Raw genomic sequence first — 22,508 nt, 5'->3', positions numbered from 1 at the left:
CGCCAATCTGACATACCTCATTTTATCAGCGATTCCTTAGGAGAATTTATTCCTATTTCTCTCGTTGGGCTGTCGTATCGACAGTCCTTTTGTTTTGAGAATCTCCCTCTCTATGGTATAATGGCAGGCGTAACGATAAGGAGGATACGCTTGATGAAAATAGATGATGTGATTCACGGGTTTCGTCTGCTTCGCTCGGAGCAGATTGCAGAGGCAGAGGGAACGGCACACACGTTTGTGCATGAGAAGACGGGAGCGCAGCTGTTTTTTTTAGAGACGGCGGACGACAACAAGGTGTTTTCGATCAGCTTCCGTACGCCGCCGGTCGATGATACGGGGGTGGCACATATCGTGGAGCACTCCGTACTCTGCGGCTCGCGCAAGTATCCGCTGAAGGAGCCGTTCGTTGAGCTCGTGAAGGGCTCGCTCAATACGTTCCTCAATGCGATGACGTTCCCCGATAAGACGATGTACCCTGTGGCAAGCCGCAACGACCGCGATTTCCAAAACCTGATGGATGTCTATCTGGATGCAGTGTTTTACCCGGCAATGCGTGAGAATCCGCAGGTGCTCATGCAGGAGGGGTGGCACTACGAGCTTGAAAATGCAGATGCGCCGCTGACGTACAGCGGAGTGGTCTACAATGAGATGAAGGGCGCGCTCTCCGCGCCGGATGATCTCCTCGGCAGCCGCATCATGGCGGCACTCTATCCCGATACGACATACGGCTATGAGTCGGGCGGCGATCCCGAGGCGATTCCCGCGCTGACGCAGGAGCAGTTCCTCGCGTTTCATGCGCGCTATTATCATCCGTCCAACAGCTATATCTATCTCTATGGAAATCTCGACATCGAGGAGAAGCTGGCGTATCTCGACCGTGCCTACCTCTCGCATTTTGACTGCATTCCCGTGCCGTCGCGCATTGATCGTCAGTCTGCATTCCCGGCGTGCGTCCGCAAGGATCATTTCTATCCCATCGGCGCGGAGGAGCCGCTTGCAGAGAATGCCTTTCTTTCGCTCAGCTGGGTGATCGGCGATACGTCGGATATGAAGCGTGTCATGGCACTGCAGATTCTCGACCATGCGCTGCTGCGGATGCAGGGCGCGCCGCTGCGGCAGGCGCTCATCGACGCGGGGCTTGGCCGCGATGTGGATTCGAACTACGAGAGCGATATCCTTCAGCCGTTCTTCAGCATCGTGGTCAGCAAGTCGGAGACGGCGCGCGCGGAGGAGTTCGCACGGGTCGTGCGGGAGACGCTGACGCAGCTCGCGGATGGGGGACTCAATCATCAGCTCGTACAGGCATCGCTCAATACGCTTGAGTTCCGCCTGCGTGAGTCGGACTTCGGCTCGTCGCCCAAGGGGCTGATCTACGGGATTCGCCTGATGAAGACGTGGCTCTACGGCGGTGCGCCTGAGAACTATCTGCGCTATGAGGATGCTCTTGCCGCGCTCAAAAAGGGACTCAAGGACGGCTACTTCGAGCAGCTGATTCGCGAGGCGTTCCTCGACAATCCGCACGCCGCTCTCGTGACACTCGCGCCGAGCCGTACGCTCGGTGCGGAACGGGCGGCAGCCCAGGCGGCGGAGCTGGCGGAGAAGAAGGCTGCGATGAGTGCGGACGAAGTCGCGGAGGTCATGCGCTCCTGTGCGGCGCTGAAGGCGGCGCAGGAGGTTCCCGACACGGAGGAGGCACTGCGCTCGATCCCTATCCTTGCACGGTCGGACATTCGCAAGGATGCGGAGCGTCTGCCGCTCGAGGTGCGCGATCTCGCGGGGACGAAGGTGCTCTTTTCGGATCTCGAGACGAACGGCATTGTCTATCTGAATTTCTACTTCCCGATGGCGGCGGTTGCACAGGAGGATCTGCCGTATGCGTATCTGCTCGCAGAGATGTTTGGTGCGGTCGATACGGCGGCGCACGGCTATGCGGAGCTTGCCATGCTGCGCAGTCTCTATACGGGCGGCATCGGAGCGGACATTGTCGCCTATACGCGTGCGGGTGAGGCGGACTCACTCATGCCGCGTTTCAAGCTGCGCGCCAAGGTGCTGCGCGGGAATCTGCCGCGCCTGTTTGAGCTCCTCACGGAGATCATCGGCACGAGCGACTTCTCGGGCAGCAAGCGTATCCGCGAGCTGGTCGATGAGGAGAAGACGGGCATGGAGCTCTCGCTCCAGCGTGCGGCAAATCAGGTTGTCGCCTCACGCATTGCTGCCTACCTGACACCGGCGGGCGCCTATGCGGAGGTAGGCGGACTGCCGTTCCACGATTTTCTCTCTGCATTCAAGGAGAACTTTGACGCGGATCATGCGAAGATGCAGGCGGCATTTGCACGCATCCTGCCGCAGATCTTTAACCGCAATGATCTGATCCTTAGTGTGACGGCACCCGCCTCCATATATGATGAGACGGCAGAGCAGCTCGCCGCGTTCAGGGACACGCTCTCTGCGGCAGTGTTCCCGCCTGCGCCGTACACGTGGAACATCTGCGCACGCAACGAGGGACTGACGACGCAGAGCCGCGTGCAGTACGTGGCAAAGGGGGCGAATTTCCTCAAGCTGGGCTATCGCTACACGGGGACGATGCGCGTGCTCGAAACACTGCTCCGCTACGACTATTTCTGGACACGCATCCGTGTGCAGGGCGGAGCCTACGGTGCGATGACGCAGTTCAACCGCAACGGTTTCATGGTGTTTTCTTCCTACCGTGACCCGAACCTCGCCGAGACGCTGGATGTGCTCGATGAGACGGCGGACTATGTGCGCACATTTGATGTGTCCGACCGTGAGATGGATAAATTCATCATCGGCACGATGAGCGGCGTGGATGCGCCGATGACGCCGCAGATGAAGGGGGATATTGCCGCAACGTTCCATTTGCGCGGCATCACGCAGGAGGATCGCCAGCGTGCGCGCGATGAGATCCTCACAGCACAGCAGGCGGACATCCGTGCGCTTGCACCGCTTGTTGCGGATGCGATGCAGGCGAATGTGCGCTGTGTGCTCGGCGGAGAGGAGAAGATCCGCGAAAATGCCGTTCTCTTTGATGCGGTGCGGCCTGCGCTGCGGATGTGACAGATCAACAAAGCTTTTGACTTTTCGCGCGGCACGTGGGATAATGATGACAGAATAAATAAAGGGGGAGCTTGCCATGAGAAAAGAGATTTTTCGCGGTGCGGGCGTTGCCATTATTACGCCGTTTACGGAGACTGGGGTCAACTACAACGAGCTTGGACGCATCATTGAGGATCAGATTGCGGGCGGGACGGATGCCATCGTCATCACGGGGACGACAGGCGAGTCCGCGACGATGACAGATGCAGAGCATCGCGAGGCAATTCGCTATACTGTGGAGAAGGTGGGCGGGCGCATTCCCGTTGTTGCAGGTACGGGCTCGAATGAGACGTCCTACGCGATCGAGCTGTCGCAGTATGCCGAAAAGGTCGGTGCCGATGCGCTCCTCCTCGTCACGCCGTACTACAATAAATGCACGCAGAATGGTCTCGTTGCCCACTATACGAAGATTGCGGACAGCGTCGGCATTCCGGCGATTCTCTACAATGTGCCGTCGCGTACGGGTGTCGGTATTAAGACGGAAACGTATGCAAAGCTTTCGCAGCATCCCCGCATCGTCGGCGTGAAGGAGGCGAGCGGCGATCTCACGGCGATCCTGCGTCTGCGCGCCGCGACGGGCGATGATTTTGCGGTCTACTCCGGCAACGATGACCAGATTGTGCCGATTCTGTCGCTCGGCGGTTCGGGTGTGATCTCCGTGCTGTCGAATGTTGCGCCGCGCGCGGCACACGATATATGTCAGCATTATTTTGATGGTGATGTGCGCACGGCGGCAAAGATGCAGATCGACTATGCAGATCTCATCGATGCACTCTTCTGTGAGGTCAACCCCATCCCCGTCAAAACGGCGATGCGTCGCCTCGGCTATGATGCGGGGCCTCTGCGCATGCCGCTTTCGGAGATGGAGCCGGTCCATGCGGCACAGCTCGATGCGGCACTGCGTAAGCATGGCCTGCTGCAGTGACACCATCTCTCGCTCTCCTGCCGCATGAACTGTGTTCCGTGTGCAGGGGGGCGTTTTTTTAAGGAATCGCTGATAAAATGAGGTCAGCCAGATTGGCGTAGATTTTTTGTCCGATTGAGGCAGCAAACCGGACGCATAGCGAGGGCTATGTGGAGGATTTGCTAACGAAAAGCGGGCGAAAAAGATACGTCAAGATGGCTGTGCCGAATTTATCAGTGCTTCCTTAACATGGAGGGATGGGATGAATGTCTTAGAGGCGCGGCTTGCTGTGCAGGATGTGCTCGTCCTTGACGGAGCACTGGCAACGGAGCTGGAGGCGCGAGGCTTTTCTGTGGACGATCCGCTCTGGTCGGCAAAGGCTCTCTTTGAACGCCCTGACCTCGTGCGTGAGATTCATCTGGATTATCTGCGTGCGGGCGCAGATGTTCTGACGAGTGCAAGCTATCAGGCGACCGTCGACGGCTTTATGCGGCGCGGTTTTACAGCGGAGGAGGCAGCAGAGCTGCTGCGCCGCTCCGTGCGGCTGGCGCAGGAGGCGCGCGGCCTCTATCGTGCAGAGTGCGGCGGAGATGCCGCTGTGTCGCTCGTGGCGGCGTCCGTCGGACCGTACGGAGCGTATCTTGCCGACGGTTCGGAGTATCGCGGCGACTATGACGTGGATGAGGACACGCTTACAGCGTTTCATGCACAGCGGATGCGGATTCTCGCCTCCGCTGCGCCCGATCTTCTCGCCTGTGAGACCCTGCCGTGCCTCCATGAGGCATGCGCCATCGTCCGCGCACTGCGGGCTGAGGGGATCCGCATCCCCGCGTATTTCTCGTTCTCCTGCCGGGACGGTGCGCACATCAGCGACGGGACGGAGATTGCGGAATGTGCTCGTGTGCTCGATGCCGTGCCCGAGGCAGCAGCAATCGGTGTGAACTGCACAGCACCGCAGTATGTGAGCGGTCTGATCCGAATGATTCGGCAGGAGACCGATAAGCCCATCGTCGTCTATCCGAACTCCGGTGAGTACTATGATGCGGCGGCACGAGTGTGGCGCGGTACGGCGGAGGATTTTGGCGCACGGTCGCGGGAATACGCAGCGGCGGGGGCTCGCATCATCGGCGGCTGCTGCCGTACGACGCCGCACGATACGGCGTCGATTGCGGCGTGGGTAAAGGCCGGCAGGAAACGGGGGGACGGAGATGGAGACAGAGTACGCGGCGGATCTTCCGCGCGCCGTACGCGCCATGCGTGAATTTCTCGCAGCACTTGGCGTAGACACTGCGGCGCAGGGGATGGAGGAGACGCCGCTGCGTGCCGCACAGCTCTATGCGGAGCTCTTTGCGGGGCTGCATGAAGATACGGCGGAACTTTGGGCGGATGTCCTGACGGAGGAGATGGACGGTCTCGTTGCCGTACGTGCCATTCCGTTTTATTCGATGTGTGAGCATCATTTGCTGCCGTTCTTCGGCACGGCGCACATCGTCTACCAGCCCCATGCGGGCCGCGTGGCGGGCTTTGGCGTATTTGCACGGCTGGTCGCGTCGATGGCGCGCCGTCCTCAGCTGCAGGAACGGCTGACGGGTGACATCGCGCGTGAGATCGAGTGCGGACTTGGGGCGGAAGGCGTGCTTGTCGTTCTCGATGCGCAGCAGCTCTGCATGATGATGCGCGGCGCACGAGCACACGGTGCACGGACAACGACGTCGGCGTCCTGCGGCATATTTCGCACGGATGCAGCATCACGGATGCAGGCATGGACGATGCTTGGGATGGAGAGAGGAGCACAGGATGACAGCGAATCGACACTATCGCTTTGCTGACGGGAAGGAACTGACCCTTGGCGGGCGAACGCTTGTCATGGGGATTCTGAACGTGACGCCGGACTCGTTTTCTGACGGCGGCAAGTGGAACACGCGCGACGATGCGCTCCGCCACATGGAGGAGATGGTGCGGGACGGGGCGGACATCATCGACGTCGGGGCGGAGTCCAGCCGTCCCGGCTTTGTGCCGATGAGCGCGGCGGAGGAGACGGAGCGGCTGCTGCCGTTCCTCGAAGCCGTTTTGCCCGCATGCCCCGTGCCCGTTTCCGTGGATACGTTCAAGGCGGAGACGGCGCGCGCGGCGCTGCGCGCAGGTGCGCATCTCCTGAATGATATATGGGGGCTTCAGTACGCCGAGGAGCCGGGGGCGATGGCGCATGCGGCGGCAGAGATGCATGCGCCCGTCGTCGTGATGCACAATCAGAACGGAACGGTATACGCGGGAGACATCATCAACGCAATGCGGGATTTTTTCGCGCGTTCCTTTGCAGCGGCGGATGCGGCAGGACTGGCACGGGACAATCTCATCCTCGACCCCGGCATCGGCTTCGGCAAGACGGCAGAGCAGAATATGCACGTTCTTCGGCGCATGGACGAGCTTATCTCCTATGACGGAACAGACTATCCCGTGCTGCTCGGTGCGAGCCGCAAAAGCTTTATCGGGGCGGCGCTTGGTCTGCCCGTCACGGAACGCATGGAAGCGACGGGGGCGGCGTGCGTCCTTGGGATATTGCGCGGTGCATCCATTGTGCGCGTGCATGATGTGAAGCCAATTGCGCGGATGTGCCGCATGACGGATGCAATACTGGGGGCGTAGGATGGATCGTATTTTTCTGCACGGTATGCGCTTTATGGCTTGTCATGGTGTCCTTCCTCATGAGCGGGAAGTGCCGCAGTCGTTCGAGGCGGATGTGGAGCTGGGGCTTGATCTGCGTGCGGCAGGGGAGACGGACGATCTTCGGAACACCGTGAACTACGCTGAGGTCTATGAGCTGATACGTCGGGTGATCGAGGGAGCACCGAAGGCGTTGCTTGAGACCATTGCGGAGGATGCTGCGGCACAGATTCTTGCGGCATTCCCTCGGGTCCATTCCATTACGCTCACCGTGCATAAACCTGCTGCGCCGATCGCGGGTATCTTTGCGGATGTCGGAATCTCCATCACGCGGGACAGGGGACAGTGATGGCACGGACAGCGTATATCGGGCTTGGGGCAAATCTCGGCGAACGCGGTGAGACGATGCGCGCGGCACTGCGGCGGCTGTCGGAACAGGACGGCATTCGTGTGGAGCGTGTCTCTGCATTTTATGAGACGCCGCCGTGGGGCAAGACAGATCAGCCGCCTTTTTTGAATGCCGCCGCGCGCATCACGTTTGACCGTACGCCCGAGGAACTGCTCGCGGCGATGCAGTGCATCGAACGGGAACTCGGACGCGTGCGGCATGAGCATTGGGGCGCACGTACGATAGATCTCGATCTGCTCCATGTGGACGGCGTCACGTCTGCACAGAAGCGGCTGACTCTGCCGCACCCCTATCTGACGGAGCGTGCCTTTGTGCTCGTTCCGCTGGCGGAGATCGCACCGACGCTCTGCGTTGACGGCAGACCAATTTCCGCATGGCGGGAGGAGGCGGATGCGTCTGGGATTGTGCGTGCCCCCGAAGTATCTGCCCCGTACCCGCTCGAACTCATCGCGGCAGTGGATGATGCGGGCGGGATCGGACGGGCGGGGCATCTGCTCACCGACTGCCCCGAGGATATGGCACATTTTCGCCGTATGACGATGGGCAGCATCGTCGTCATGGGACGGCGTACAATGGAGAGTCTGCCGGGGAGGCGTCCGCTCGTGGGGCGTGCGAATATCGTCCTCTCACGAACGATGCAGAAGATAGACGGATTCTATGCAGCAGCCGACATCTTGGCACTCTGGCGTCTTCTGGGGCGCCTGACGGCGGAGGAGGCGCGTCCGATCTTTGTGATCGGCGGCGCAGAATGCTACCATCTCCTTTTGCCGTATGTATGGCGGGCGTATGTGACACGTCTTTCGGGCAGCTACGATGCAGATGCCTTTTTTCCTTCGCTGGATGGATTTTCCATGACGAGCAGCAGCACAGGGCAAGACTGTATATTTGAAGTTTACGAGAGAGTTTAGCATGGCAAAGGCAATTTTCCAAAACGATTGGCAGGAACTCCTTGCGGATGAGATGGCGCAGCCCTACTATCGTGAGCTGCGCGCATTCCTCATTGAGGAGTACCGTACACGGCGTGTGTACCCCGATATGTATTCGATCTTTAATGCACTGCACTACACAAGCTTTGCTGATACGAAGGTCGTCATTCTTGGTCAGGATCCCTACCATGGAGACGGACAGGCGCATGGGCTGTCATTTTCCGTGCAGGTCGGCGTTGACCCGCCGCCGTCACTGCTGAATATCTACAAGGAGATGCAGGACGATATCGGGATCGTTCCGCCCGATCACGGCTGTCTCATCCCGTGGGCGCGGCAGGGCGTGCTCCTCCTCAACACCGTTCTTACCGTGCGCGCTCATGCGGCGGCATCGCACGCGGGACACGGGTGGGAGCGGTTCACTGATACCATCATTCGCCTCCTCGGAGCACGTGAGAAACCGCTCGCCTTCATCCTCTGGGGCAGTCCTGCACGGAAGAAACGCAGCCTCATCACGAATCCGCGCCATCTCATCGTCGAGTCGCCGCATCCGAGCCCGCTCTCGGCGCACCGCGGCTTCTTCGGCAGTCATCCATTCTCGCGTGTCAACGACTTCCTCACGCGTGTGGGGGAGATGCCCATCGACTGGCAGCTCCCTCCGGCAAGTGAGATCAAGCCGTAATCTTTGATTCTTGCTGAAAGGAGATTATCATGAATGCATTACTATTGCGCGGTATCTGTGCCCTCGGCCTGCTCAGCTGCATCGGCGGCTGCGGTGCACCCGCATCGTCGTCGAGTGAGATGCCGCATGAGATCGTGCAGGAGAACCAAGCTGCCGCAGGACAGAAGGAGATCTATCTCGCCGGCGGCTGCTTCTGGGGGACGGAACTCTACCTCAGTCTGGTGCCGGGCGTTGTCTCTGCAGAGTGCGGCTATGCAAACGGTATGAGTGCCCATCCTTCCTATGCGGAGGTATGCAGCGGGAGCGGGCATGCGGAGGCGGTTCACGTTATCTATGACCCGCACATCATTTCGCTCGATCAGCTTCTAACCGCATTTTACGACTCCATCGACCCGACGGCAGTCGATCGGCAGGGCAACGACGTCGGGCGGCAGTATCGTTCAGGCATTTACTATGTGAAGGCAGACGGCGGCAAGGATGCATCGATCATCCGTGCGTCGTTGGACGCACTGCAGAATCGTCTCGGTCAGAAGACGGCTGTCGAGATGGGACCGATCGTGAACTTTTATCGTGCAGAAGACGATCATCAGGAGTATCTCGAGAAGCATCCCAACGGTTACTGCCATATCTCCCCTGCGCTCATCGCTGCGATGCGTGAGAAACGTGCGGAAGCCGAACCGATGGGGGAGAAGAAAAACGTGCGTCATGATGAAAAGCCGACAAAGGCTGAACTCAGAGAACGTCTCACGGATCTGCAGTACGCCGTTACCCAGGAGAAGGCGACAGAGCCGCCCTTCCGCAACGAATACGATCACGAGTTTCGTGCGGGTATCTACTGTGACATCACGACGGGCGAGCCGCTTTTTGTCTCCACGGATAAATATGACTCGGGCTGCGGCTGGCCGGCGTTCTCACGTCCAATCGATGCGGCACTGATTGCAGAGCAGGAAGATCGCTCGCACGGCATGGTGCGTACCGAGGTTACGGCGACGAACAGCGGCGCGCATCTCGGACACGTATTTGACGATGGCCCCGCCGCAACGGGTGGGCTGCGCTACTGCATCAACAGTGCGTCCCTGCGGTTCATCCCGAAGGAGGACATGGAGGAGGAGGGCTATGGGGACTATCTCTATTTGCTGGAAAAATAGACTCGGAAAGATCCCAGCGTATTGAGATGATTCGTAAAATATCCCTTTGTCGTATTGACAAGCGATTCTTCCAATGTTACTATAAATGCGTTTTATGAAAACTTTATATGAAGTGGATCAGGTATCGGCGCGAACTGCCAGGTCGTTTGACAGTTTGCAGAGATATAATAGAGAATCCGGTAAGGAAACGTATTTTCCCATCAAGCCGGAGCGGTCACGCCACTGTAGCAGTGAGCAAACCTGCATGGGGACATTGTCTCCGCCACTGAGGGATTTCCCTCGGGAAGGCGCAGGTGCGCGAGGAACTGGAGCCAGGAGAACTGCCTGATTGACAATCGCCGTTTGACCTGCGAGTGATAGGGATGGGGATTCCAGTGTGTCTGCGGATACAGCGTGATCCTTTGTTGTGTGAAAAACCCCTTCTGTGTATGCAGGAGGGGTCTTTTTATGCACATCTTCTCTTTTGCATGCAGGTTCATCGGTGCAGGATGAAGAAAGGTGACGAAGAATGAAGCATGCAAAGAAACTGCAATACGCATATACCCATGCCTTATAATTGGCTGCTCTATGCGCTCCTTGTCGCGGGCTGTCTTCTCCTTCTCACTGGCTGTGGAAACGGGACGCGGGTGGAGTCGGATGGGGATGCGTTCTATCGCGGAACGGATGATACCGGGGCGGAGGTCGTTGTCACGGAAAGACCGCATCGGATCGTGTCGCTGGGACGAGGGATGGATGAGATTCTCCTTGGGATTGCTCCGCCGGAGCAGATCGCGGGGCTCACCTCCACGGTGGATGATCCGGGAATATCCTGCATGACGGAAGAGGCACGCGCCGTATCCGTCAAACTCAAGGACAGAAGTCCGGAGCGCGTTGCGGCACTGGATCCAGACCTTGTCCTTGCGATTGACGGCATACCGAAGGAGCTGGTGGACAGCCTGCGCGATTTGGGGATTCCCGTCTTTGTCTCACGTACGCCGAATAACCTCGAGGACATCTTTGCGCGCATTGAGACGGTTGGACGCCTGATTGGACAGGAGGAAAATGCCGCCGCACGCATCGCCGAAAAACGTGCCCTTCTCGCTGATGTGGAGCGGCGCGTTGGAGACATCCCGGAGGAGGAGCGCCCCATCGTCGTTGCATTTGCGTTCAGCGGTGTGTTTGGACGCAAGGATGGGCTCTTTGACGATATGTGCCGCCGTGCCTCCCTGCGCAATGGTGTGGCGATGGCGGGGCTGACGGCGACGACTGCGGTCTCGATGGAGCAGGTGGTGGCACTCAACCCCGACGTATTTCTCCTGCCGACGTGGAGTACAGAGGGGAAAACGACGGAGGAATTTCGCGAAAAACTCTGCAGAGACCCCTTGTTTATCCATGTGAAGGCCGTGCAGGAAAATCACCTCTATGTGGTTCCGGATCGGTATCGTTACAATACTTCACAGAATGCGGCAGATGCTGTCTACGCATTGGCACGCGCTGTCTATCCGGAGCGCTTTGCCGATGAAAAGTAAGGGCATCGGGGCAGTACCGCTGCGCATGCTCGTCATGAGCCTTACCGGAAGTTGTAACCTTGCGTGTCGCTACTGCTATGCCGCAGCGCAGGACAGACGCACGATGACATGGGAGACGGCGCGGCGTGCCATCGACCTTGCGGCGACGGGCAAAATGCCCTTTATCCTGCAGTTCTCGGGGGGAGAACCCCTCCTTGCACTGCCGCTGCTGCGTCAGATGGCAGACTACGTGCGCAGCAAGCGTATCCCGGCACGCATGGATTTGCAGACCAACGGAACATTGCTGACCGAGGAGACGGCGACTTTTCTGCGTCGTGCGCGCATTGGGATCGGCGTCAGCCTTGACGGTAGACCTGCTGTGCACGATGCACTTCGCTGTTATCCTGACGGCAGAGGTACGGCAGCGGATGTTGTCGCAGGGATTCGTCAGCTTGCGCAGTGCGGCATGGAGATCGGCCTGACCACAGTCGTCACAGCGGACAATGTTACAGAGCTTTCCGGTGTTGTCGAGATGGCATACTATCTCGGCAATGTGCGCCGTGTGGGCTTTGATCTCCTGCGGCCACAGGGGCGTGGCTCTGCCGTTCGCAGCGCACGGGCCGAGGACATGGCGCAGGCGATGGAAGCGGTTTTTGCGCTGAACCGCAAACTCGGGCGAATGATCGGCCACTCTATGGCGATTAGCCAGATGGAGCAGGCGGCGTGTCTTGCCCAGCGCACAGGCAGTGGATTTTCCCACTGCCATGCGATGAACGGGGCGGGGGTACACGTTGACGCGCTTGGAAATATCTACGCCTGTTCCTCCTTTGTCGGCGATGCGCACTTTCTGCTCGGCGATGTGGAACGTGGCATTGATGTGCAGCGCCAGAAAGAGGTGGCGCAGGAGATGCAGAATGCTATGGCGTTCTGCAGGACGTGTGTGGATTTTTCCGCCTGCGGCGGCGCGTGCTATGCACGCAGGGCTGGGCAGGGACATCCCGCCGCCTCCACTGCCGAATGTGCACTGAAGCGTGCGGCGATGAAGGAGTCGCTGAACGTAGTTGTACAATGCAATAAGAGGACAGGTCAATGAAACATAGAACAGTTTACCCGTTTACTGCAATCGTTGGGCAGGAAGAGATGAAGACGGCTCTTCTCCTCAGTATAGTCATGCCCTCTCTCGGCGGTGTGCTCATCAAGGGAGAGAAGGGAACGGCAAAATCCACTGCCGTACGCGCTGCCGCTGCGCTCCTGCCGGATCTGCACGCCGTGCGCGGCTGTGCCTGTCACTGTGATCCCGCACGCCCCGAGCTCTACTGTGATGCCTGTCAAGAGAGAAGCGCAGAGGGGAAACTGCCGCAGGAAGAAGTTCCGATGTGCGTGGTGGAGCTGCCCGTCAGTGCGACGGAGGACCGCGTGGTCGGGACGCTCGACATGGAGACCGCGATCCAGCATGGACGCAAGGCGTTCGAGCCCGGCATTCTGGCGGCCGCGAACCGCAATATCCTCTATGTGGATGAGATCAACCTGCTTGAGGATCATATCGTCGATATCCTGCTCGACTCGGCTGCAATGGGTGTCAACACCGTTGAACGCGAGGGGATTTCCTATGCACACCCTGCACGTTTTGTCCTCATCGGTACGATGAATCCGGAGGAGGGGGATATCCGTCCACAGCTTCTCGACCGTTTTGCGCTCTCAGTGACCGTTGCGGGGGAGCAGGATGCCGAAAGCCGCGTTGAGGTGATCCGTCGTCGGATTGCCTACGAGCGGGATGCAGATGCCTTTGCCGCGACATACGCGGCAGAGCAGGAGCAGCTGCACACGCAGATTGTCGCAGCACGTCAGCGCGTTGCCAATGTGGCAGTGCCCGACGACATCCTTGGGCTGGCGGCGCAGGTCTCGTTGACGCTCGGCGTTGACGGGCATCGTGCCGATATTACCCTCATCAAGGCAGGGATTGCACACGCGGCACTTGCAGGACGAACTGCTGTCAACGCAGAGGACTTGCTGCGCGTCAGCCGACTTGTCCTCGCACACCGTATGCGCCGCCGTCCCTTCGAGGAAGAGGCGGTCGACTGGAGCGCGGTGGATGCGATCTTGGGAGCATCTGCGTAAACTGCATTTCGGAGGAAAGAGCTTGAACACCCCGCATTATCCACTGACTGCTGTGGTCGGGCAGGAGCACGCGAAACGCGCACTTGCGGCTGTACTGGTGAACCCGCTTGCCGGCGCCCTCCTGATCTCCGGTACGAGCGGAACGGCAAAATCCGTTCTTGTCCGTGCGGCAGCCCCCTTTACGGTGACGGGACGCATGGCGGAACTGCCGCTCGGTGCGTCGGAGGATATGATCTTCGGCACGATCGACATAGAGGCTGCCCTGCAGCAGGGAGAACGGCGTCTGCGGCATGGGCTTCTTCATCGTGCGCGTAATACCTTCCTCTATATGGACGAGGTGAATCTCCTGCGCGAGGACATTCTGTCCACGGTTCTGAAATGTGCCGAGGATCGATTCTTTCGCCTTGAGCGGGATGGGCTTTCATTTACCGAAGAAGTTTCCTATACGCCTGTCGGCACGATGGATCCCGCCGAGGGGACGCTCCGCCCCACCCTGCTGGATGCCTTCGGGCTTTTTGTGTCGATGGAGGATGTGACTGACCCTGCACAACGCAGGGAGATCGCCGCACGGGTACTCACCTTTGAGCGTGACCCGGCGGCGTTTCGTGCGTCCTATGCCGCACAGGAGGAGGATTTTGCAGCCTCGATTTGCCGTGCACGTGGCCTCCTGCCGCGCGTGGCAGTGCCGTCTGCTATTCTGCACTTTGCGGCCGCCTGCGTCCTGCGTGCGCACTGTGTCGGAAACCATGCGGAGATCTATCTCATCGAGGCAGCGCGTGCGCTTGCAGCACTCGCGGGCAGGGCATTCGTTATGCCCGTGGATGTGGAGGAGGCGGCGGAGTTCGTACTCGTGCATCGGATGAACCGCCCGCAGGAGGAACAGCAGCCACCGCCTGACAACGCGAATGTGCCGGAGCAGGGCAATAGCGATGTGCCGGATGACGCGCAGGATCCGCTTCCACCGCAGGATGAGGGCGCAGCGGATGAGCGGCAGGAGCCCATGCAGGGCAATGAACAGCAGAACGCCTCGCAGGATGAGACGGATGATGCACCGCCCTCGGAGGAGGATACTTCCAGCGGCGACGCGGAGGATTGCATTGCCGCCCCGCTCGAAGGCGTTATGGCGCGGCTCTCGCTTCTCTCCATGACGATGCGTGCACAGGGCGGAAAGAGCGGCAAGCGTGACATCCTCCAAACGCATACAGCGGATGGGCGCGGGCTGCGAACGAAGATGCCGCGTGTAGGCAGCCGCCCCGATCTCGCACTCTCTGCGACACTGCGCGCAGCCGCGCCCCATCAGCACGTCCGTCAGGGCAGTCCGGCGGTTGTCATTCGACCCGAGGATGTGCGCGTCTGGGTACGGGCAAAGCGCACAGCAGCGAACATTCTCTTCCTCGTTGATGCCAGCGGCTCGATGGGCGCACGTGAGCGTATGCGCATGGTGAAGGGCGCGATTCTTTCCCTCTTGCAGGAGGCGTATCAGAAGCGGGACTGTGTGGGGCTCATTGCCTTTCGGCGCGATCATGCGGAGACACTCCTGCCGATGACGCGCAGCGTGGAACTGGCGGAAAAGCAGCTGCGTGAGCTGCCGACGGGCGGACGAACGCCACTCGCCGAGGGGCTTGCCCACGCACTGCAGATGCTGCATGAATTGGAGCGCAGGGGCGGAGGAAAAAATGTTCTCGTGCTGGTCACGGATGGTCGGGCGAACGCCAAAGAGGGGGACGCTGGCGTACAGCGCGCCCTGCGGGCGGCGGAGGAGGTCGCAGGGACACAGGCGCTCAGTCTTGTCCTTGATACGGAGCGCGCCGTCCCGCGCGTCGGTATTGCGCCGGAGCTCGCCCGCCGCATGGACGCACGATATTACACCTTGGAGCAGCTCTCGACGGAGGGCGTGCTTGAGATTGTCCGCGCATCCCGCAGGCGATAGAATCAGGAGCGGTACGATATGAAGATTGCAGTCTACACCAACATCCTGCGCGTGCGTGTGCTCGCGCGTCGCTGTGCTGCGTATCTGGAAGAGCCGGAGGTACGCGTGTGTGCTGTCAACGGTATGGATCGCTGGGAGGAAAGGCGTGCGGCGGCGGATCTCCATCTCTTTCTCTGGATGGGTACGGGGCTGGACAATGATTTCCTGAAGCAGGCGTCGCGCGATTTGCAGAAGCATCGGATTTTGCATCTGATCGTCGTGGATCATGCGGAGCATGACAAGGTGACGTACGGCTTCTCAGCGGAGCAGATCCATACGACGTGGGCATATTTTCGCTATGACGGCGAGGCGAATATGCGAAATCTCTTCCGCTGGCTCGGCGGAGCGTTCAGGGGGATTCCCTGCACGCCGGAGCAGCCCGCCCCGCTCGCATGGAACGGTGTCTATCATCCGGCATGGGCGGGAGATCCTGAGGATATCGCGGGCTATCTTGGCGCGTATTACGTGGAGGGACGACCGACAGTCGGTGTGCTCTTCTATCGCTCGGAGTGGATTACGGGGGACTTTACTTATCATACGGCGCTTATCCGTGCGATCGAGGCGGAGGGGATGAACGCGGTCGCCGTGTTCTCGAATGCCTATCGTGATGCGCGTGTGGAATCTCTGACCCTAATGGAAGCAATCAAAAAATATTTTTGCAGGGATGGAAAGCCCTACGTCGATGTCATCATCAGCACGATGAAGTTCTCTCTCAAGGCGGGCGGTACGCGTCCCGAGGATCTCTATGCGCTCGGTGTGCCCGTTCTGGAGGCATATACGGTGCTCGCGCCCAAAGAGGAGTGGGAGCAGTCACCGGCGGGGCTCGATCCGATGGAGATCTCGATGAGCGTCGCCATGCCGGAGTTTGATGGTGTGATCCACGCCGTTCCGATTGCGGCGAAGGTGCGTGACGAGAGCGGTGAGGTCAGCTATGCGGCACTGGATGAGCGCATGGAGCGGATTGCCCGAAAGGCGCGAAAGTGGGCGGCTCTGCGTCATAAGCCGAATGCGGAGAAGAAAATTGCGATTGTATTCCACAACTACCCGGCAACGAATGCGAACATCGGCAGCGCGGCGGGGCTGGACTCGCCCGAGAGCGTGCTCTCTTTGCTGCGAGCAATGCAGGCGGCAGGCTATGTCATGGATGAGATCCCGGAGAGCGGCAAGGCGTTCATGAATCTGCTGACGGATCACGCGACGAATGACCGCCGCTTTATGAGTGCGGCGCAGGCAGCGTCTGCCGACGGACAGCTGACGGCAGAGCAGTATGGTGCGTTTTTTACGGAACTGCCCGAGCAGGTGCGAATGCAGCTCGTGCGAGACTGGGGCGATGCGCCCGGTGATGTATTCAATTACGACGGAACACTGCTCATCCCGGGCACGCTGAACGGGAATCTCTTTATCACGGTGCAGCCGCCGCGCGGGTTTGGCGAGGATCCCGGCAAGCTGCTCCACTCGCCGGACGCCGCTCCCACACACCACTACATCGGCTACTATCACTGGCTCCGCGACATCTGGCAGGCGGATGCGGTCATTCACGTCGGGACGCACGGCTCTCTCGAGTGGCTGCCGGGCAAGAGCACGGCGCTCTCGAACCGCTGCTGGCCGGATGTGTCGCTGGGCGATCTGCCGGATATCTATCCTTACTGGATCACGATTGTCGGGGAGGGGATTCAGGCAAAGCGGCGCGGTGCGGCGTGCCTCATCAGTCACCTCTCGCCGCCGATGGAACTCGCGGGGGAGTTTGAGGAGATCGAGGAACTGGAGCAGGCTCTTGATGAGTACGTCCATTTTCGTGCAGCACAGCCGGACAACATCGAGGCGGCGCAGGAGCTTGTCCGTGAGAAAGCTGCCGCCTGTCATTTCGAGGGGGAAATCGACGAAGGCGATTCCTTTGACGACTATGCCGATGCCCTCCACAACTATGTGACCGACCTCAAGAATATGCAGATTCGCACGGGGCTGCACATCCTCGGACGTGCGCCTGCGGGCGAGGCGCTGATCGATTTTCTGTGCGCGCTCGTGCGCATGGAGCATGGTGGGGAGAAATCCCTCGTCCGTCTCGTTGCCGAGCAGTCGGGGTACGACTATGAGGAGCTGCTCACACACAGCGAGCGCATAACGGCAGACGGGATGACCTACGGGCGAAAGCTGGATATGGTCGAGAAGGAGATGCGTGCGCTCATCTCATTCCTTGCGGCGCATGACTATGCACCGGAGGCTGTCGCGCGGGCGATGGAGCTGCCCGTGATGGCCGGTGCCTCGGAGGAGATGCGCACCGCCTTTGCCCATGCGCTGCATGAGGTTGTGGGGGATATGGTGCCGCGCCTGCGCCGCACGGAGGGGGAGATCACGGAGACGCTGCGTGCTCTCACGGGGCGTTACATCGAGCCGAGCCCTGCGGGCGCACCGACGACAAACGGTGTGGATGTACTGCCGACGGGGCGCAATTTCTACGGCCTAGATCCGCGCTGTATGCCGACGCCCGCTGCATGGGCGTACGGAAAACAACTGGGTGATGCCCTCATAGAGCAGTATATCAACGATGAGGGGCGCTATCCGGAGGCGGTCGGCATCGTCTTCTGGGCGGGCTCGAATATGCGCAGTCATGGACAGTGCATCGCCGAGCTCTTCTATCTCATGGGCGTGCGTCCTGTCTGGCGGCGTCCGTCGCAGCGTGTCTGCGGTCTTGAGATCATCCCCCTCGCAGAGCTCCAGCGGCCGCGTATCGACGTGACGGCACGCATCAGCGGGCTGTTCCGTGATGCAGTGCCGAACGCCATACGCTGGGTGGATCAGGCGGTGCGTATGGTGTGCGACCTCGAGGAGAGCGATGCGGAGAACTATGTGCGCAAGCACATCCTCTCCGATACGACATGGCTCGAGGAGCAGGGTGAGACACGGGAGAGAGCATGGGAACGCGCCTGTGTACGCATCTTTGGCGATCCGCCGGGGGTGTATGGCGCAGGTGTCGCCGATCTGCTTGAGTCAAAGGAATGGGAGTCCATCGATGATCTTGCCGCCGTCTATACGCGCTTCTCCGGAACGGCATACGGCGGCGACGGAATGGCACGCGCGTATGATCCGGAGGTCTTTCAGCGGCGCATGGCGGGGCTGGACGTCACGGTAAAAAATGAGGATACGCGTGAGACGCACATGTTCAGCTCGGATGACTACAACGCCTACCACGGCGGTATGATTGCGACCGTGCGGGCACTGACGGGCAAGGCACCGCGCTCCTATACGGGCGATTCGAGCGACCGGCAGCGCATTGTCCTGCGCAGCGTTGCGGAGGAAGCGGCGCGTCTGTTCCGCGGGGAGGCGATGAATCCAAAGTTCATCGAGGGGATGAAACAGCACGGCTACAAGGGTGCCTCCGATCTCGCCAACTATCTGGCGCACAGCTATCAGTGGGACGCGACGAGTGCCGTGATGAAGGACTGGATGTACGAGGGTTACGCACGCAAATATGTCCTCGATGCGGGGATGCAGGAGTGGATGCAGGAGGTCAATCCGTGGGCACTCCACCGCATGGCAGAGACGCTGCTTGAGGCACAGCAGCGCGGCCTGTGGAATGCCTCACAGGAAACGCTGGACGAGCTGCGCAGCCTCTACCTCTCCATTGAGGGAGATTTGGAAGAACGGGCGGAGGGGCGTATACGAGCTGGAATAGGGTGAGATTATGAAAAAAATTGCGTTCTATGGCAAGGGCGGCATCGGCAAATCCACGACAGCCGCGAATGTGTCTGCGGCATTTGCCCAGATGGGGCGGCGTGTCTGTCAGATCGGCTGCGATCCGAAAAACGACTCGACCCGTCTGCTGCTCGGTCGTATTGCCCCGTCCACGATCCTCGATCTCGAGCGTGAGAAGAAGGGGGCGGCACTCACACTTGACGAAATCATGCACGAGGGTGCCGGCGGCGTGCGCTGCATCGAAGCGGGCGGTCCCGATCCGGGGGTTGGCTGCGCCGGACGCGGGATCATTGTAGCACTTGAGCGCCTGAAGGCACTTCATGCCTTTGACGATCTGGATGTCGTACTCTACGATGTCCTCGGCGATGTGGTCTGCGGCGGATTTGCCGTTCCCATTCGCGAGGGATACGCCGAGGAGATCTACATTGTCTCCTCGGGCGAGCTCATGTCGCTGTATGCAGCGAACAATATTGCAAAGGGCGTGTGTCGCTTTGCTGCGCGCGGTGCGGTAAAGCTCGGCGGCATCATCGGCAACGGGCGCGACGTGCACAACGAGCGCGAACTCCTTGCGGCGTTTGCCGCGCGTATCGGGACGCAGCTCATCACCTATATCCCGCGTTCGCGCGCCGTGCACGAGGCGGAGATCCATCGGCAGACGCTCATTGCCTACGCACCGGAGTCAGAGCAGGCGCAGCACTACAAGGCACTCGCGCGTGCGATTGATACAAACGAAATGCTGACCGTGCCGACGCCGATGGCGTTCGAGGAACTCGAGGAACTGGTGGAAAGCTATGGGGATTGAGGTTAAACGCGTCGGTGTGCGCCGCACGAACTGCAGCTGCAGCATGCCCGGTGTCTGGCGTGCGCTCTCATTCGTGCGCGGTGCGCTCGTCGTCTTTCACAGTCCGCGTCCATGCGCCCACATCGCGCACGGGATGGATGTGAGCAGCTTCCATCGGCTGACGGCGGCGGGTACATCGGTGCGGCTCTCTCCTGTGCCGCTCCTGACGAGCGGTCTTAGCGAGAACGAGGCAGTCTTTGGCGGTGAGGAGCGTCTGCGGGAGTGCGTTCGCTTTGCTGCACAGAAATATCATCCGCAGGCGGTATTTATCGCAAATTCCTGTGTCAGTGGTGTGATCGGCGACGATACGCAGGCGATCGCGGCAGAGATGGAGGAGGAACTGGGGCTCCCGGTCACGGCAGTCTCGGCACACGGCTTTCTCGACGGGGAGTACTATGCGGGCTACCTCGATGCTGCACGGGCACTCGTGGATCGCTTTATGCAGCCCGCCAAACGCCAGGACGGAACCGTGGTGCTCCTCGGCGACTGCGGGGGGATGCACGGAGAATATGTCAAGGAACTGCAGCGGCTGCTCTCCCTGCTCGATCTGCGCGTGACGGGACAGTTCCCGTCCTATCTTGCGCTCGATGAACTGCAGGCGGTGCCGGAGGCGGAGCTCGTCATCCTCCTCGGCCGTCGCATGGACGACGAAAAGCAGGCGCAGCTGGCGGCACTCGCCGCGCATATCAGAGAGCGCCTCGGGACGCCCTATCTTGCCGATGTCTACGCCGTGGGGGCGGAGGAGATGGCGCGGTGGCTGCGGTGCGTCGGTCAGCTCTGTCATCGCGAGGAGGCGGCGGAACGCGCCATTACGGCGGAGGAGGCTTCCTTTGTCGCTGCTGTGGAAAAGGCACGCAATGATCTTGCGGGGCGTAGATGTGCACTTGCCATCGGCCGCGACCTCACATGGTTCCAGCCGGAGATCGTTTTGCGGCTCTTGGACAAGGCGGGGATTGAACTGAACGGTATCGTTCTATTGGACTGCTTCATGCCCGAGCGGCGTGCGGTGATGGAGGAGGAACTGCAGAGACAAACCGATGTCCCCATTCATCATGAGGGGGATGCTGCGGCAGAGGAGCTGCTGCACCGTGTGGATTTTGTCCTCACGACACATGAACTCGTCGATACGAAGCTGCGCCAGCTCTTCCTTGCGCTCCTGCCGTCGGTCGGCTGGTCGATGGAGCGTCGTCTGCTGGACGATATGCGGCGGATTCTGCATCGGCACGAGAGCAGGGGAGGGCTGATCTATGGATGATCGTGAAAAATCCTTCGACGATGTCTGTATGTGCACGGATACCTGTGCGCTGGCAGGGGCAGCGGCATTTTTTGCTGGGATCAAGGATGCGGTGATCGTCGTCAACGGTCCCCTCTGGTGTCATTTCTTTGCCATGCGTCACATTGAGCACAGTCAGGCGACGATCTCCCATCGTATGCTCTGTACGCAGCTTGACAATGATGCGATTGTCTTCGGTGCGGAGGAGTATCTGCACGAGGCCCTTGCTCCCTATGTGGAGCAGCCGCCCGCACTGCTTGCGATTGTCAGCAGCTGTGCGGCAGGGCTCATCGGCGACGATGTTGAGGCGATTGCGCGCGGCGCGGGGATCAATTGCCCGATCGTCGCCCTCGATACGAGCGGGCTTACCGGCAGCTTTGCCGATGGCTGGGACAAGGCAGCGTGCACCGCACTGCCGCTGCTTCTGGCAGGACGACAGGAGACACAGGCGCATACGGTCAATTTGATCGGCATGACGAGTACCTACTGTAATGGCGGCAACGATGTGTGTGAACTCATGCGCCTGCTTGAGATGGCGGGCTATCATGTGAATGCCGTCCTCGGCAGCGATCTGTCCGCTGCGGGAATGGGCACACTGTCGCGTGCGGCACTGAATATCGTCGTGCACGATGAGCTCGGACTGGGGATCGCCCGCCTGCTCAATGAACTCTGCGGCACCCCCTATCTCGCAATGCTGCCGCCGTATGGGCGTGCAGGGACGCAGCACTGGCTGCAGGAGATCGCCCGTGTGCTGCCGCCCCTACATGGAGACGCGGCAGAGGCTGAGATTGCGCGCGTGATGCGCGAGGACTTTCTGCGCATCAACGAATGCAAGAGCCTCTGGGGGGAGCTCTGCTATGACACGGTGCTGATCCGTGCTCCGCGTTCCGTTGCATGGGGGCTTGCTCAGGCACTTCGGACGGAGTGGGCAGATGCCTGCCATCTCGCGGTTGCGGCAGATGCGGCAGGGGCACGGGAGGCCCTGCCTCTCGCGGATGAGATACTGGGCGAGACGGATGCTGTGCGGATACGGGAACTCCTTGCTGAGATGGAGGGCGGGCTGCTGCTCGGGAGCAGCAACGAATCTGCCCATATTGATCCGCTGGGGACGCAGTATCTTCCCGTTGCCTATCCCGTGCAGGATGCGCTGTGCTTGTCGGAAAGCCCATTCATGGGACTGCGCGGCGCACGTCATATCGAGGAACTGCTGTGGAATGGAAATATTTTGCGGCGCAAGCAAATGATTCGATAAAAATAAAACAAAGAACAACCAAAACGATAGA

General features: G+C 60.0%; 17 protein-coding genes and 1 riboswitch. All 17 genes read left to right on the top strand.

All coding sequences use genetic code 11. From position 1 onward, the window contains the following. Positions 1-153 precede the first annotated feature (153 nt). The 17 genes from AXE86_RS02015 to AXE86_RS01935 all read left to right on the top strand — a co-directional run bounded on the left by AXE86_RS02015 (position 154) and on the right by AXE86_RS01935 (position 22,477). Positions 154-3,075, top strand: a complete 2,922-nt coding sequence (locus tag AXE86_RS02015; RefSeq protein WP_061944135.1) for an insulinase family protein — start codon at positions 154-156, stop codon at positions 3,073-3,075. Between the two features lie 76 nt (positions 3,076-3,151). After that, positions 3,152-4,039, top strand: coding sequence for a 4-hydroxy-tetrahydrodipicolinate synthase (dapA, locus tag AXE86_RS02010; protein ID WP_061944132.1), 888 nt, complete (start codon positions 3,152-3,154; stop codon positions 4,037-4,039). A 241-nt stretch (positions 4,040-4,280) separates the two neighbouring features. After that, on the top strand, positions 4,281-5,279 hold the full coding sequence (gene mmuM / locus AXE86_RS02005; RefSeq protein WP_061944131.1) for a homocysteine S-methyltransferase: 999 nt from the start codon (positions 4,281-4,283) through the stop codon (positions 5,277-5,279). Further along, entirely contained in the window at positions 5,227-5,847 is a 621-nt protein-coding gene (folE, locus tag AXE86_RS02000; RefSeq protein ID WP_061944129.1) for a GTP cyclohydrolase I, read from the top strand. The genes mmuM and folE overlap by 53 nt, the downstream gene beginning before the upstream one ends. Continuing rightward, on the top strand, positions 5,816-6,664 hold the full coding sequence (gene folP, locus AXE86_RS01995; RefSeq protein ID WP_061944127.1) for a dihydropteroate synthase: 849 nt from the start codon (positions 5,816-5,818) through the stop codon (positions 6,662-6,664). The genes folE and folP overlap by 32 nt, the downstream gene beginning before the upstream one ends. A 1-nt stretch (position 6,665) precedes the next feature. Then, positions 6,666-7,031, top strand: a complete 366-nt coding sequence (gene folB, locus AXE86_RS01990) for a dihydroneopterin aldolase (protein WP_009442827.1) — start codon at positions 6,666-6,668, stop codon at positions 7,029-7,031. After that, positions 7,031-7,999: a 2-amino-4-hydroxy-6-hydroxymethyldihydropteridine diphosphokinase gene (folK, locus tag AXE86_RS01985; RefSeq protein WP_061944126.1), complete on the top strand. Its 969-nt coding sequence runs from the start codon at positions 7,031-7,033 to the stop codon at positions 7,997-7,999. The genes folB and folK overlap by 1 nt, the downstream gene beginning before the upstream one ends. Position 8,000: 1 nt before the next feature. Then, positions 8,001-8,696, top strand: a complete 696-nt coding sequence (locus AXE86_RS01980; protein WP_061944124.1) for a uracil-DNA glycosylase — start codon at positions 8,001-8,003, stop codon at positions 8,694-8,696. Positions 8,697-8,725: 29 nt separating this feature from the next. Further along, positions 8,726-9,844 carry a peptide-methionine (R)-S-oxide reductase MsrB gene (gene msrB / locus AXE86_RS01975; RefSeq protein ID WP_061944123.1) on the top strand — a complete coding sequence of 373 codons (1,119 nt, stop codon included), beginning with the start codon at positions 8,726-8,728 and terminating at the stop codon, positions 9,842-9,844. 102 nt (positions 9,845-9,946) lie between these two features. Further along, positions 9,947-10,186: riboswitch (cobalamin riboswitch) on the top strand. A gap of 203 nt (positions 10,187-10,389) precedes the next feature. Continuing rightward, complete coding sequence (locus tag AXE86_RS01970) at positions 10,390-11,352, top strand: ABC transporter substrate-binding protein (protein WP_061944121.1); 963 nt, start codon at positions 10,390-10,392, stop codon at positions 11,350-11,352. Then, positions 11,342-12,424: a radical SAM/SPASM domain-containing protein gene (locus AXE86_RS01965; protein WP_061944118.1), complete on the top strand. Its 1,083-nt coding sequence runs from the start codon at positions 11,342-11,344 to the stop codon at positions 12,422-12,424. Before AXE86_RS01970 ends, AXE86_RS01965 begins: the two co-directional genes overlap by 11 nt. After that, the gene (locus AXE86_RS01960; protein WP_061944115.1) at positions 12,421-13,449 is read left to right on the top strand and encodes an ATP-binding protein; all 1,029 of its coding nucleotides are present in this window, start codon (positions 12,421-12,423) and stop codon (positions 13,447-13,449) included. The genes AXE86_RS01965 and AXE86_RS01960 overlap by 4 nt, the downstream gene beginning before the upstream one ends. Before the next feature lie 22 nt (positions 13,450-13,471). Further along, entirely contained in the window at positions 13,472-15,379 is a 1,908-nt protein-coding gene (locus AXE86_RS01955) for a VWA domain-containing protein (protein ID WP_061944111.1), read from the top strand. Positions 15,380-15,397: 18 nt separating this feature from the next. Then, on the top strand, positions 15,398-19,096 hold the full coding sequence (gene cobN, locus AXE86_RS01950) for a cobaltochelatase subunit CobN (RefSeq protein WP_061944108.1): 3,699 nt from the start codon (positions 15,398-15,400) through the stop codon (positions 19,094-19,096). A 4-nt stretch (positions 19,097-19,100) separates the two neighbouring features. Beyond that, positions 19,101-19,913: a nucleotide-binding protein gene (locus tag AXE86_RS01945; protein ID WP_061944105.1), complete on the top strand. Its 813-nt coding sequence runs from the start codon at positions 19,101-19,103 to the stop codon at positions 19,911-19,913. Continuing rightward, a complete protein-coding gene (locus AXE86_RS01940) occupies positions 19,903-21,207 on the top strand; it encodes a nitrogenase component 1 (protein WP_061944102.1) in 1,305 nt (434 codons plus the stop codon). The genes AXE86_RS01945 and AXE86_RS01940 overlap by 11 nt, the downstream gene beginning before the upstream one ends. Continuing rightward, positions 21,200-22,477, top strand: a complete 1,278-nt coding sequence (locus AXE86_RS01935; protein WP_061944099.1) for a nitrogenase component 1 — start codon at positions 21,200-21,202, stop codon at positions 22,475-22,477. Before AXE86_RS01940 ends, AXE86_RS01935 begins: the two co-directional genes overlap by 8 nt. The last annotated feature ends 31 nt before the right edge of the window (positions 22,478-22,508 follow it).

Origin of the sequence: Selenomonas sp. oral taxon 136 (assembly GCF_001554015.1) — a bacterium.
Taxonomy (GTDB): Bacteria; Bacillota; Negativicutes; order Selenomonadales; family Selenomonadaceae; genus Centipeda; species Centipeda felix.
Note: the sequence above shows the minus strand (reverse complement) of the source record. Positions and strands in the feature narration are given on the sequence as shown.